This is a genomic window from Rhodoferax sp. PAMC 29310 (assembly GCF_017948265.1).
Lineage (GTDB): Bacteria > Pseudomonadota > Gammaproteobacteria > Burkholderiales > Burkholderiaceae_C > Rhodoferax.
In genome coordinates, this window is the sequence record NZ_CP072852.1 from 611148 (window position 1) to 624396 (window position 13249).

Below are 13249 nucleotides of genomic sequence, written 5' to 3' on the forward strand. Positions count from 1 at the left end.
GATTTGATGGATGTTGCGTACGTGCCGTGGGTGGCCCTTGGCCTGGCTGCTTTGAATGCTTTGTTGTTGATGTGGCTGGTCTTCAGCGGGCCCGACGATGAGACGCAACGCGCCTCAGAACAGCTGAAAACCGAGTTGATGGCGGCCGTCAAGGGCGGGGGTGAGCATGTGGCCGCCGACCTTCGCCGGGAAATGAACGAGTCGTCCCGTGCAGGGCGCCAGGAGTTGACTCAGAATCTATCGACGTTTCAGCGCGCCCTGGTTCATCAGGCGGCAGAGGCAACGCGCACTCAAAATGCCCAAATTGATGCATTTGGCCAGCAGCTCACCCTGCTACAAAAATCCCTGTCCGACACGCTCAGCCAACAACTGTCAGGCTTGAGCGAGTCCAATGCACGGCGCATGAGCGAGGTGCGGGAGACCTTGGAAAAACAACTGGCCCAGTTGCAGGCCACGAACGCCGTCAAACTCGACGAAATGCGGGCTACAGTGGATGAAAAGCTGCAAACCACCTTGCAGGCCCGGTTGGGAGAAAGCTTCAAACAGGTGGCTGACCGCCTGGAGCAAGTGCACAAAGGCTTGGGTGAAATGCAGACGCTGGCGCAAGGCGTGGGTGACTTAAAACACCTGCTGACCAACGTCAAAACACGCGGCATTTTTGGCGAGGCGCAATTGGCCTCTCTGCTGGAGCAGGTGTTCGTGGCGGACCAGTATGCTGCGCAGGTGGCGACTCGCCCTGGTAGCAAAAATGTGGTCGATTTTGCTGTCAAACTGCCGGGCAAGCTAGAGAGCGGCGAGCCTTTGTGGTTGCCGATTGACGCCAAGTTCCCAAATGAGGACTACGAGCGCTTGCTGGACGCACAGGAGCGGGCCGATGTCGTCGGTGCCGAGGCGGCGGGCAAAGCACTTGAGGCGCGGATTCGGTTCGAGGCCAAGTCCATTTCAGAGAAATACGTGGAGCCACCTTTCACAACCGATTTTGCGATTCTGTTTTTGCCTACTGAGGGGCTTTACGCTGAGGTGTTGCGTCGCCCCGGCCTGATGACGGCACTTCAACGAGACCAGCGCGTGACTCTGGCCGGGCCGACGACTTTGCTGGCCATGCTGAGTTCGTTGCAAATGGGCTTTCGTACGCTGGCGCTTGAAAAGCGTTCCAGCGAGGTTTGGCAAGTGCTGGGTGCGGTCAAAAATGAGTTTGGCAAGTTCGGGGATGTGCTGGCCAAGGTCAAGTCACAGACTGAAACTGTGCTCAAGACGCTGGACAACGCTGAAACCCGCAGTCGCGCGATGGGGCGGGCGCTGAAAAAAGTGGAGGCATTGCCCGACACTCAGTCACAGGCCTTGATCCCACATGACCGGGACTTCGATGGCGACCCGGAAGCGGGCTAGACCTAGAACCGCCAGTTAGTGGCTGGTCAAACCCTTGAATAGCATGTACCCGGCTAGTCCAAACAGAATGGTCGCAAACACGCGTTTGAGTTGTTTCACCGGCAGGACGTGTGCCGCTTTGGCACCCAACGGGGCGGTGAACACGCTGCAAGTGGCAATGACACCCAGGGCGGGCAGCCAGATGTAGCCGAATGAGTAGGGCGGCAGGTTTGACACAGTTTGACCACTCAGGGCGTAGCCCACCACATTGGCCAAGGCAATTGGAAAGCCCAGCGCCGCTGACGTGGCGACCGCGTTGTGAATGGGCACGTTGCACCAGGTCATGAAGGGCACGCTGACAAAGCCGCCACCGGCACCCACCAAGCCAGACAGAAAACCGATGACACCACCTGTGCCGACCAGCCCAGGTGTCCCCGGGAGTTGGCGGGTCGGTGCCGGCTTTTTGTCCAGAAACATCTGTGTGGCGGAGAAACTGACAAATGCGGCAAAAAACAAGGCCAGCCAAGCACCTTTCAGCAGGCTGAACACTCCCAAGCTGGCGACGATGCCACCCAAAACGATGCCGGGTGCCAGGCTTTTGACCAGGGGCCATCGCACAGCGCCCCGCTTGTGGTGGGCCCGCACGCTGGAGAGCGATGTGAACAGAATAGTGGCCATGGAGGTCGCAATGGCCATTTTGACGGAGAGGTCCGGGCTGACACCCCGGTTGGACAGAATGAGGGTGATGAACGGCACCATCAGCATGCCGCCCCCAATGCCCAACAGGCCCGCCAAAAATCCGGTACCCAAGCCAAGCAGCGCGAGCGAAAAAACCAGGGTCGGTTCAAAAATCATGGGGGTATTGTGTAGAAGGTGTCTGCAGAGCAGTCGGACCCGCATCCTGAACCGGGGTTCAGGTGGGCGAGGTCAGCTGGTCATTGGGTTCATCTAACGCGAGATGATCACGCTTGATCAGCGATGTTCCAAGCCCGGGCTCAATGAGCATTGGTACAAGAAATATAAAGCCCGACATGCTCAGCAGACGCTGGCAATTGTAGACCTTGTTTGCTCATTTGGCTTGGCGCTGGAGTCTGTGACTCTGCCAGTATCACCGCCTCATGGCCCGAAAAAGGAGCCTCCAGGCGTTTAAAACAATTGGCTTTCGTCGTTCAAAGCGTCATCCAATCGTTCCAGAATGGCACTTAACTTTGGGTCGGCGCCGGCTGCGGTGGATTCGCCAGTCAGAGCTTTGGTAGGTGTGGCCGCTTTGGTTGAGTCGACCATGTCGAACGTCAGGTTCAGCGCCGCCAGCACGGCAATTCGATCTCTTGCCCGCACTTTGCCCGCATCACGAATCTGATTCATGGCGGTGTCAAGACGTTCAACAGCGTCCAGCAACCGGGCATCAGCCCCCTCCGGGCAGCCAAGTATGTAATTCTGGCCCATGATTTGCACTTCGATCTGTTTCATTCATCACCTCTCTTTGGGGCGGCGGCGGACATATCTGGCAAGCGTTCCAGCAATGCATCAACACGGGCGCGGGCAGCGCCGAGGCGCGACACCAGAGAGTCGCGTTCGTGGGTGAGGGTCTGGACCTTGGCGCCAAGCAAGGCGTTGGTGCGCTGCAATTCTTCGTAAAGCATCAGCAGGCGATCCACGCGGTCGGCAATTTGGTCGATTTGTGTGGGGTTCGACATAGAACTTTATTGTAGGGTTTGCGAAAGTGTTCGGCGCTAGAATCTGCAATGTTGGTGCTCGCGGTGTGGTTCACATGCTGCAGTTCAACGGGAAGCAGGGGGGTGAGGCTGGCAACAGCGAACCTAACCTGCGCTGCCCCCGCAACGGTAAGTGGACGAATCCTTTGATTCTGCTTTCATCTTTGCCACTGAGTGATCCAGTCAGATCGTTTGGGAAGGTGATGAAGGTTGTTCCATCAGCCCGGATACCGGCCAACACGGTGGTTGCACGCTTGCGTGCTGCCGTGCCGCCCAAGCACTGTCGGGGACGACGGTGAGGGCTTTTGTTCTCGTTCCCTTCTTTATTATGAAATTTACTTCCTCGTGTGCACGTTTGGCTGCACTGCCTTTGGCATTGGCTGCCGCATTTCCGTCATTCGCTCAGGCGCAATTGACGCCTGTCATCGTAACGGCGACCCGAGTCGCCCAACCTATCACTGATGTCGTGGCCGATGTCACCCTGATTGATCGGGCAACCATTGAGCGCAGCGGGGCAGGCGGTCTGGCAGATTTGCTGGTTCGCACCCCTGGCATAGCTATGACCCGCAACGGCGGACCTGGCGCAACCACCAGTCTTTACGTTCGCGGCGCGGAGAGTCGTTTTACCGCCGTCTTTGTCGATGGCGTGCGTGTGGACTCTCAATCCACAGGCGGTGCGTCGTGGAATGCAATGCCTTTGTCGCAAATCGATCGCATTGAAATTGTGCGCGGGCCAGCAGCGGCCATTTATGGCTCGGATGCCATCGGTGGCGTGATCCAGATCTTTACCCGCAAAGGAGAGGCCGGTTTTTCACCTTCGATCGAAATGGGCGCTGGCAGCCATGGCACCTACAAGCTCGCACTGGGCCTAAGTGGCGGTACTGATTCCGTGGACTACGCTTTAGGACTGGCGCGTGAAATCAGCACGGGCTTCAACAGTCAACCGACTGTGAACTCTGACTTGGACGGTTATCAGAGCAATTCAGTTTCGGGTAGATTGGGATTCAAGTTGAACGCGGCCCATCGCATCGAAGCCACGTTTTTAAGCAATGATCTCGACGCCCAATACGATGGTTTCACCAAAGGGTTTGACGACCACAGTCTGTCGCGCCTTCAGGCCGTGGGTCTGAACTGGACTGCCCGCTGGTCGGAGGCCTACTCCACCCGAGTGAGCATTGGGCAAGGTGATGACCACTATGAGACAAAACCCTCGGTATATGTGACCGACACCAGTGTCACCAGTTACCTATGGCACAACGAGTACCGCAGCGGTGCCCATGTGTTTAGCGCTGACCTGGAGCGGCGGGAAGATAAGTTGAAAAATGCCAGCACCACGCCCGTGGTGAGCAATCGCTCCCAGGACGCGCTGGCCTTGGGCTATGGCTTGCGCCAGGGCGCGCATACGCTACAACTGAACGCCCGTCATGATCAGGACAGTGAGTTCGGCGCGGTGACTACCGGCAGTGCCGCATATGCCTATGCTGTGACGCAGGCTTGGCGAGTGACCGCCGCCATGGGGACGGCGTTTCGTGCCCCGACTTTATTTCAACGCTTCAGCCAATACGGTGTGGCCACACTCACTCCGGAAACTGCGCGCAACCGGGAGGTCGGCGTGAAGTACGAGGCCCACGGCGATAAATTCGGTGCCGTTGTCTATCGCAATACGGTGTCTGACCTGATTACCTATGTTGCTGGACCTGGTACTTGTGCCAACGGATCGGGTACCTATGCAGGCTGTTATGGCAATACCGCATTAGCGCAGTACGAGGGCATCACACTCACCGCCTCCAAACGCATGGGTGGGGTGAGTTTCAGTGGGTCGTTGGACTTGCAAAACCCACACGACGCGACCACTGGCAAGCAACTGGCACGTCGTGCCAAGCAACTCGCCACAATCGCTGCGGACACCCGGATCTCCAATTGGAACGTAGGTGCTGAATTGCAAGCCACAGGTGAGCGCTTTGATAATGCTGCGAATACCAAGCGGCTGGCAGGATACAGCCTGTTGAACCTCCATGTCAGTACGTCCCTGAATCGGGAATGGTCGCTTTTGGGGCGGGTGGACAACCTGTTGGATCAGAAATATGAGACTGCTCAGGGGTATGCTACATCAGGACAAACGTTCTATGTGGGCTTGAAGTGGTCCCCAGTCTGACGGATTGATTCGCGTGACGACCTTGCTTGTTATGTGTCCCGCCATCCTGATCGCCGCTCCGGCGTCAGGGCAAGGCAAGACCACGGTCGCCGCCGCCTTGGCGCGACTGCACACCCGCCTGGGTCGTCGGGTCACGGTGTTCAAGTGCGGACCGGATTTTCTGGATCCGCATTGGCACACCTTGGCCAGCGGCCGTCCGGTGCACCAGATGGACTTGTGGATGACGGGCAAGGCGGATTGTCGGACTCGCTTGGCGGCGGCCGCGGCGGATTCGGACTTGATCATTGTCGAAGGCGTCATGGGCCTGTTTGATGGCGAACCCAGTGCGGCCGATCTGGCGCAGCGTTTTGGTTTGCCGGTGTTGGCCGTGATTGACGCCAGTGCCATGGCCGGCACTTTTGGGGCATTGGCCTTTGGTTTGCAGCACTACCGCCCCGAGATGCCTTGGGCGGGCGTGTTGGCCAACCGGGTGGCCAGCGACCGTCATGCCGGGATGCTCCAAAGCAGTGTGCGCGAGCCTGAGCAATGGCTGGGCGCCCTCATGCGCAACCCTGCGCTGGGCTTGCCCGAGCGTCATTTGGGCTTGACCGTGGCCAGCGAGGTGGTGGACGCCATGGAGCGGCTGGACGCCGCGGCCGATGCTTTGAGTCAGACGCCGTTGGGTCAGATGTCTTTGCCGGACCTGCAGCGTTGGAGCGTCAGTTTCGATTCAACTGACGATGTCGTGGATGGGGTAATCGCCTCCCAACCGTTGGCGGGGCGCATCGTCGCGGTAGCGCGGGACGCAGCTTTTTGCTTCATTTACGCCGCCAACCTGGACTGCCTGCGGGCGCTGGGAGCGGAGGTGGTGTTTTTCTCACCGCTGGCCGACTCGGCGCTGCCCGATTGCGATGCAGTCTGGTTGCCCGGTGGCTACCCGGAGCTGCATTCGGCAAAGCTGGGGGCGAACACGGCGCTGCGAGATAGTTTGAAGGCGCATGTTGCGCGCCACAAACCCGTTTGGGCGGAGTGCGGTGGCATGATGGTTTTGTTTGATGCGGTGGTGTCCGTAGACGGACAGAACGAGGCGCAGTGGGGCTTGCTGCCCGGCACGGTCACTATGCAAAAGCGCTTGGCGGCTTTGGGCCGCAGCAGTGGGGCATGTCGGCCGGGGTATTGCGCGGCCACACCTTTCATTACTCGACCTGTGCCACGAGCTTGCCCGTGAGTGACCGTACTGCGCGCCCGGAGCAAGCGCCTTCGCCTGAAGTTGGGGAAGCGGTTTACCAGTTGGGCCCGATTCAGGCCAGCTATTTTCATGCGTGGTTCTGGTCCAGTCCCGCAGCGATCGCGTCCTTGTTTGGCGCCAATTTGATGGGAACCCGCCATGTCCGAAAGATTTAGTTTTCCCTTGGGCCCGCAGTGCATCATCTGCATGACCGAGGAGACCACCGAGTGGCTTTACTTGCTGGGCGAGGACGCGCGCATTGTCGGGATTTCCGGCTACACCGTTCGACCCCGGCGCGCCCGCGAGGAAAAACCCCGTGTGAGCGCCTTCACCAGCGCCAAGATTGACAAAATCCTGGACCTGAAGCCCGATTGCGTATTTGGCTTCTCGGACATGCAGGCCGACATTGCGGCGGCGCTGATCCGGGCGGGTGTGCAGGTCACCATCTTTAATCAGCGCAGTGTGGCTGAGATTTTTAGCATGATGGCGCAAGTGGCGGCCATGGTCGGGCAGGGGGAGCGTGGGTTGGCGCTGATTGGCGGGTTTCAGCAACAACTGGCTGAGATCGCGGATGTGGCGGCCACGCTCCCCCGGCGCCCCAAGGTGTTTTTTGAAGAGTGGGACGAACCGCACATCAGCGCCATTCGCTGGGTGTCTGAGTTGTTGGACATTGCGGGGGGCGACGATTGTTTCCCTGAGTTGGCGGCGCAATCACTAGGCAAAAACCGCATCATTGCGGACAGCGATGAGATCGTTCGCCGCAACCCCGACATCATCATTGGTTCCTGGTGCGGCAAAAAGTTTCGGCCTGAGAAGGTAGCCGCACGCTCCGGATGGGACCAGGTTAACGCCGTCAAGACCGGGCAGCTGTTTGAAATCAAGTCGGTCGACATTCTGCAACCCGGCCCGGCGGCCTTGACCGACGGCGTGGCGCAGTTGCACCGCATCGTTATGGATTGGAGCCGGCTTCATGGTTGATGTCTCCTTGGCAGTTGCGCGCAGCGAATTCATTCTGGGGGGGCAAAAAAGCGGCAAGTCGCGGCGCGCCGAGAGCTTGGCCCAGGGCTGGCTGGCCGCCTCTGGCGCGCACCAAGCCGTGATGATTGCCACCGCCCAGCCTTGGGACGCTGAAATGAAAGAACGCATCGCCCGCCATCAGTCCGATCGCGCCGAGCGTGTGCCTGGCATGCGCACGGTAGAAGAGCCCCAAGCGCTGTCCGCCGCCTTGCGCCAGCACAGCACGCCAGAGACCTTGGTGGTGGTGGATTGCCTGACGCTTTGGCTCACCAACTGCTTGATGCCGATGACCGAAGTTGAAGAGTTAAATATGCCTCCAGCGCTTGCCTGTCCTTCTAAAGCAGCTATTCTTTTGGAAGCGATCATCACCGCACCCGGCCCTGTCGTGGTGGTGGGCAACGAAATTGGCCTGGGGGTGATCCCCATGGGCAGGCAAGTGCGTGCATTTGTGGATGCACTGGGACGACTGAACCAGGATGTGGCCAAAACTTGCGAGCGGGTGACCCTCATGGTCGCGGGCTTGCCGCTCAACTTGAAGGGTGGGGCATGAAGGCGACGCTGCTCAAGCTGGCTCTGGGCTTTGTCGCCGCGCTGACCTTGGCGGGCGCTCATGCGCTTGAGGTCACAGACGACCGCGGCGTTACCGTCCACTTGGACAAGCCCCCGCAGCGCATCGTCAGTTTGCTGCCCTCGCTGACCGAAACCGTGTGTGAACTCGGCCAATGTGCGCGCTTGGTGGGAGTGGACCGCTATTCGAATTTTCCGAAGAGTGTGCAGTCGTTGCCGCAAGTGGGCGGTGGGTTGGACCCCAGCATTGAAGCCATCGTGGCGCTCAAACCGGATGTGGTGCTGATGGCGACCTCATCGCGTGCGGCCCAGCGGCTGGAGTCGCTCGGCCTCAATGTGGTCGCGCTGGAGCCCAAGAGCCACGCCGATGTTCGCCGGGTGCTGGACAAGGTTGGTCAGCTGCTGGCCGTGCCAGATGCCGCCCGTGTCTGGCGGGTGATTGAAGCCAGCATGGCGGCGGCTGCGCAGTCTTTGCCGCTGGCGGTGCGAAACACGCGCGTTTACTTTGAGGTTAATCGGGCGCCTTACGCCGCCGGCGAGACCTCCTTCATTGGTGAAACCCTGACCCGGCTGGGCGCCCAAAACGTGGTGCCCGCCAAGCTTGGGTCGTTTCCCAAGCTCAACCCTGAGTTTGTGGTGCGGGCCAATCCGGACGTGATCATGGTGGGTGACCGCAATTACGCGGGCATGGAAGGCCGCCCGGGGTGGGGTGGAATTCGTGCCGTGCAGCGCAACAACGTGTGCGTTTTTTCCGTGGCGCAATCAGACGTGTTGGTACGCCCCGGTCCGCGCATGGCGGACGGTGCCCGCATCATGGCCCGTTGCCTGCAAAGCATATTGGCCAAACCGGAGGCGGCTCAGTGATGCCTTTGTGCCGTCAGCAACAGGTCGCGGGCTGGCTGGGGGCCAGTTTGTTGGGCTTGGGCGCGGTGCTTTTGCTACTGGGTGCCAGCATTGGCAGCACGGGTTTTGAGAGCGTGTTGCGGGCCTGGAGCGATCCGGTGGCTATGCAAATCGTCTGGGACATTCGCTTGCCACGCACCTTGGGCGCCTGGTCGGCCGGGGCCTTGCTAGGTCTGGCCGGGGCGGTGGCGCAAGGCTTGTTTCGCAATCCGCTGGCCGACCCCTATTTGTTGGGCAGCGCCTCCGGTGCCTCTTTGGGCGTGGCCTTGGCGCTGGTATCTTTTGGCGTTTCACCCTATGCCACGCAATGGGTGGTGCGTTTGGGGCTGACCGGGGCCGCTTTTGTGGGTGCGGTGGGCGCGGTGCTGTTGACACTGATGCTGGCCAATGGCGTACAGCACACCCTACGCTTGTTGCTGGCCGGCGTGATTGTGGGTGTGGTGCTGGGCGCCATGACGTCGCTGGCGATGCTGATGGTGCCCGAGGTCATGCAGGCCATGCAGGCCTTCATGCTGGGCAGCACTGGTTTTGTGGGCTGGACGGCCTGCGCCCTCATGGGTGGTGTGTGGGGGGTCTGCATGGTGGTGGCTTGGCTCTTGAGCCATGTGCTGGATGGCCTTTCCTTGGGAGAGTCCACCGCAGCGAGTTTGGGCCTGCCGCTGGCGCCCATGCGGGTGGCACTGGTGGCGGTGCTGGCTTTGGCGACGGGCACGGCGGTGGCGCAAACTGGTTTGATCGCCTTTGTGGGGCTGGCCGCACCGCACTTGGTGCGCTCCATTGCCAAAACCACCCACGGGCGGCTGATTTTCCTGTCCAGCCTGATGGGCGGTGCCTTGTTAATGGCCGCCGATTTGCTGGCCCGTGGCTTGCTGGCCCCGCAAGAACTGCCAGTGGGCGTGCTGACTGCCGTGCTGGGTGGTGGGTATCTGCTGTGGCTGATGCACTGCAACACCCGAACGGCGTCCGGAGCCAGTCTGTAATGAATGCTATGAATTCAGTAGCTATTCACGCAGGTGGAATAAGCGCAAACCTCGGAAATGTTGAGGTATTGCACAACATCGACTTGACCCTGAAGAACGGCTGCTGGACCAGTATCGTCGGTCCCAATGGCGCGGGCAAGTCCACCTTGTTAAAGGTACTGGCCGGTTTGCTCAAGCACCGCGGCACGGTGTCGCTGCTGGGTCAGCCTCTGGCCTCCTTGCCGGGCCGGACGCGTGCCCAGCAACTGGCGTGGCTCGGTCAAAACGAATCCACGGGTGATGATTTGACGGTCATGGATGTGGCCTTGCTCGGGCGTTTGCCGCACCAAGCGTGGCTGGCACCGCCCAGTGCAACTGACCATGCGGCCGTGGAGCAAGCCCTCAGAGCCACTCAGGCTTGGGAGTGGCGCGCCCGAACCCTGGGGCAGCTGTCGGGCGGTGAGCGCCAGCGGGTGCTGCTAGCACGTGCGCTGGCAGTGCAGGCGCAGGTGCTGTTAATGGACGAGCCACTCGCCAATCTTGACCCGCCGCACCAGGCCGATTGGCTGGCAGTGGTACAACGGCTGGTTGCCCAAGGCACGGCGGTAGTTAGCGTACTGCACGAAATATCGATGGCGTTACACGCCGATGAAATGGTGATCATGTCCAAGGGTCGGGTGAGGCACCAAGGGCCTTGCGCCGAGGCGGCGACGCACCGGGCACTGGAGGACGTGTTTGACCGCCGCATTGCCATTCACGCGCTGGGTGCGCAGTGGATCGCTTTGCCACAGCAGGTCGCCTACCAAGGGCCAGGAGCATGTGATGACTGAGAGCACGAACGCGCCAAGCACCGGTTTCGTCGCCATTGTGGGTGCCGGCCCAGGCCCGTTGGACCTGATGACCTTGCGCGCGCTGGACCGCCTGCGCAACGCCGAGGTGGTGGTGCATGACCGCCTGATCTCGTCCGAGGTGCTGGACTGCATTCCCGCCGGGGCCGAGCGGGTGTACGTCGGCAAGGCGCTTGGCGACCATGCCGTGCCGCAATACGGCATTCACGACTTGTTGGTGCGCCACGCCCGCCTGGGCAAGCGTGTGGTGCGCCTCAAAGGCGGCGACCCCTATGTGTTTGGCCGGGGTGGCGAAGAGGTGCAAGCGCTACAGGCTGCCGGCATTGCCTTTGAGGTGGTGCCGGGCGTGACGGCGGCCAGCGGCTGCTCGGCAGCGGCAGGTATTCCGCTCACCCACCGGGATTTGGCCAGCAGTTGTGTGTTTTTGCCCGGCCATCTGGCCGACGACAGCACGCACGCTGATTGGGCGTCGCTGGCCCGTCCCGGCCAGACCCGAGTGTTTTACATGGGCATTCAGCGCTTGGCCTTGATTGCCGAGCAACTCATCTCCCACGGTTTGCCCCCCAGCACGCCAGCGGCCATCGTTCGCGATGGAACGCGCAGCACCCAAGAGGTTTTTGCCTGCAGTCTCAGCCGCTTGGTCGAATTGGCGCCCACCTATGGCCCGCGCCCCGGTTTGCTCATCATTGGTGAGACCGTGCAACTTAGCCCTGATTTTCAGAAAGATTGATTTCCATGCAAATTGAAACCCCGCCCAGCGAAAAGCCCTATGAAAAACCAGAAGGGGAGCGGCGTGGGCTGGTGATCGTCAACACCGGCGACGGCAAAGGCAAGAGCACGGCGGCGTTTGGTCTGGCGCTGCGCGCCCATGGCCGTGGCAAAGCCGTCAAGATTTATCAGTTCATGAAAGTGCCCAGTGCCCGTTTTGGCGAGCACCGCATGTTCGAGCAGCTCGGTATCCCGATTGAAGGCCTGGGCGACGGTTTCAGCTGGAAGAGCCAGGATTTGGAGCACTCCGCCCAGTTGGCGCGCGATGGCTGGCAAAAAGCCAAAGCGGCGATCATGAGTGGCGACTACTTTATGGTGACGCTGGATGAAATCACCTACCCGCTGATTTACGGCTGGATGCCGCTGGACGATGTGCTGGAAACCCTGCGCACTCGCCCCAGCCATGTGCATGTGGTGGTGACCGGCAGGCGTTGCCCCCCAGAGATCATCGAGCTGGCCGACACCGTGACCGAAATGACCAAGATCAAACACGCTTTCAACGCCGGTATTCCGGCCCAGCGCGGCATTGAAGACTGAGTGTTTTTTGAACTGGGTGTGGCGTGAGCGGCGCTCGAGTCAGTGCACCGCAAGCCACAGTCCGTAAGCTGCGGCTACCGGAATCAGGCAGCGCCACCCCCAACTAAAATCAGGATCCACAGCGCGCGTTGGAGCGCCCAACCAGAACCAAGAAAGACACCCGATGAGCACTGACACCGTTTCCGCACCCGTGGTATCCAAGCCCGTCCATTTTCATGCCCCGTACAAGACGGTGGCGCGCCCCAAGACCGACCAGCGGGTCTGGGCCGTGGCTGAGGTGCAGGCCTTGTTTGACTTGCCGTTCAATGACCTGATGTTTCAGGCGCAAACCATTCACCGCGCCCACTTTGACGCCAATATGGTGGAGTTGGCCACACTCTTGTCCGTCAAAACGGGCGGCTGCCCGGAAGATTGCGGCTATTGCCCGCAGTCGGTTCACTTTGATACCGGCGTTGAGGCCGGCAAGCTGATGGGCGTGGATGAAGTGCGGGCCGCTGCTTTGGAGGCGAAAGCTGCTGGCGCCACCCGTTTTTGCATGGGTGCCGCTTGGCGCTCGCCCAAAGACCGCGACGTGGAAGCCGTGGCCGAGCTGGTCAAGGCCGTGAAAGCCACCGGGCTGGAGTCTTGCGCCACCTTGGGCATGCTGGCCGAAGGTCACGCCGAAACCCTGCGTGACGCCGGGCTGGACTACTACAACCACAACCTGGACAGCGCCCCTGATTTTTACGGCGACGTCATCACCACCCGCGACTACCAGGACCGCTTGGACACCCTGGCCCGCGTGCGAAATGCCGGCGTGAGTGTGTGCTGCGGCGGTATTGTGGGGTTGGGCGAGTCCCGCCTGCAACGCGCCGGCTTGATTGCCGAGCTGGCCAATTTGGGCCCATACCCCGAGTCGGTGCCGATCAATCACCTGGTCAAGGTCGAGGGCACGCCCCTGGCTGATCAGCCGGATCTGGACCCGCTGGAGTTTGTGCGCACCATTGCCGTGGCGCGCATCACCATGCCGATGGCACGGGTGCGCTTGTCAGCCGGTCGCCAGAGCATGAGCGACGCGGTGCAGGCCCTGTGTTTTGTGGCAGGCGCCAATTCCATCTTCTACGGTGACAAACTGCTCACAACGCCCAACCCGGACGGCAATGACGACATGGCTTTGCTGGCCCGCCTGGGCTTGAAGACCGGCCACCCGTTCGCCCGTCCTTAGC

At 60.6% G+C, this 13249-nt stretch carries 13 protein-coding genes, 1 pseudogene and 1 riboswitch; of the genes and pseudogenes, 11 read left to right on the forward strand and 3 right to left on the reverse strand.

Going from position 1 to position 13249, the window contains the following annotated elements; all coding sequences use genetic code 11:
- The first annotated feature begins 6 nt into the window (after window positions 1-6).
- Window positions 7-1389, forward strand: coding sequence for a DNA recombination protein RmuC (gene rmuC, locus J8G15_RS02810; protein ID WP_210545974.1), 1383 nt, complete (start codon window positions 7-9; stop codon window positions 1387-1389).
- Window positions 1390-1404: 15 nt separating this feature from the next.
- Here rmuC and J8G15_RS02815 read toward each other — a convergent pair whose 3' ends face one another.
- From J8G15_RS02815 to J8G15_RS02825, 3 genes are all read right to left on the reverse strand, one after another.
- Entirely contained in the window at window positions 1405-2223 is an 819-nt protein-coding gene (locus J8G15_RS02815) for a sulfite exporter TauE/SafE family protein (RefSeq protein WP_210545975.1), read from the reverse strand.
- A 291-nt stretch (window positions 2224-2514) separates the two neighbouring features.
- Window positions 2515-2838 carry a cell division protein ZapA gene (locus J8G15_RS02820; RefSeq protein ID WP_210545977.1) on the reverse strand — a complete coding sequence of 108 codons (324 nt, stop codon included), beginning with the start codon at window positions 2836-2838 and terminating at the stop codon, window positions 2515-2517.
- Window positions 2835-3065 carry a DUF904 domain-containing protein gene (locus J8G15_RS02825; protein WP_210545978.1) on the reverse strand — a complete coding sequence of 77 codons (231 nt, stop codon included), beginning with the start codon at window positions 3063-3065 and terminating at the stop codon, window positions 2835-2837. Before J8G15_RS02825 ends, J8G15_RS02820 begins: the two co-directional genes overlap by 4 nt.
- A 35-nt stretch (window positions 3066-3100) precedes the next feature.
- Window positions 3101-3337: riboswitch (cobalamin riboswitch) on the forward strand.
- Window positions 3338-3411: 74 nt separating this feature from the next.
- On the opposite strand from J8G15_RS02825, the gene J8G15_RS02830 reads away from it, so the two are divergent.
- The 10 genes and pseudogenes from J8G15_RS02830 to bioB all read left to right on the forward strand — a co-directional run bounded on the left by J8G15_RS02830 (window position 3412) and on the right by bioB (window position 13248).
- Window positions 3412-5238 (forward strand): TonB-dependent receptor domain-containing protein, encoded by a 1827-nt coding sequence (locus J8G15_RS02830; protein ID WP_210545979.1) that lies wholly within the window; start codon window positions 3412-3414, stop codon window positions 5236-5238.
- A gap of 31 nt (window positions 5239-5269) precedes the next feature.
- Window positions 5270-6621: pseudogene (locus tag J8G15_RS02835) on the forward strand (cobyrinate a,c-diamide synthase).
- The gene (locus J8G15_RS02840; protein WP_210545981.1) at window positions 6605-7423 is read left to right on the forward strand and encodes an ABC transporter substrate-binding protein; all 819 of its coding nucleotides are present in this window, start codon (window positions 6605-6607) and stop codon (window positions 7421-7423) included. Before J8G15_RS02835 ends, J8G15_RS02840 begins: the two are co-directional and overlap by 17 nt.
- On the forward strand, window positions 7416-8012 hold the full coding sequence (locus J8G15_RS02845; protein WP_210545983.1) for a bifunctional adenosylcobinamide kinase/adenosylcobinamide-phosphate guanylyltransferase: 597 nt from the start codon (window positions 7416-7418) through the stop codon (window positions 8010-8012). The genes J8G15_RS02840 and J8G15_RS02845 overlap by 8 nt, the downstream gene beginning before the upstream one ends.
- Window positions 8009-8893: an ABC transporter substrate-binding protein gene (locus J8G15_RS02850; protein WP_210545984.1), complete on the forward strand. Its 885-nt coding sequence runs from the start codon at window positions 8009-8011 to the stop codon at window positions 8891-8893. Before J8G15_RS02845 ends, J8G15_RS02850 begins: the two co-directional genes overlap by 4 nt.
- Window positions 8893-9912: an iron ABC transporter permease gene (locus tag J8G15_RS02855; RefSeq protein WP_210547433.1), complete on the forward strand. Its 1020-nt coding sequence runs from the start codon at window positions 8893-8895 to the stop codon at window positions 9910-9912. Before J8G15_RS02850 ends, J8G15_RS02855 begins: the two co-directional genes overlap by 1 nt.
- Before the next feature lie 8 nt (window positions 9913-9920).
- Window positions 9921-10721 (forward strand): ABC transporter ATP-binding protein, encoded by an 801-nt coding sequence (locus tag J8G15_RS02860; RefSeq protein ID WP_210545986.1) that lies wholly within the window; start codon window positions 9921-9923, stop codon window positions 10719-10721.
- Window positions 10714-11469 carry a uroporphyrinogen-III C-methyltransferase gene (cobA, locus tag J8G15_RS02865; RefSeq protein WP_210545988.1) on the forward strand — a complete coding sequence of 252 codons (756 nt, stop codon included), beginning with the start codon at window positions 10714-10716 and terminating at the stop codon, window positions 11467-11469. Before J8G15_RS02860 ends, cobA begins: the two co-directional genes overlap by 8 nt.
- 5 nt (window positions 11470-11474) lie before the next feature.
- A complete protein-coding gene (cobO, locus tag J8G15_RS02870; RefSeq protein WP_210545990.1) occupies window positions 11475-12044 on the forward strand; it encodes a cob(I)yrinic acid a,c-diamide adenosyltransferase in 570 nt (189 codons plus the stop codon).
- A 163-nt stretch (window positions 12045-12207) separates the two neighbouring features.
- The gene (gene bioB / locus J8G15_RS02875; protein ID WP_210545992.1) at window positions 12208-13248 is read left to right on the forward strand and encodes a biotin synthase BioB; all 1041 of its coding nucleotides are present in this window, start codon (window positions 12208-12210) and stop codon (window positions 13246-13248) included.
- Window position 13249: the final 1 nt, after the last annotated feature.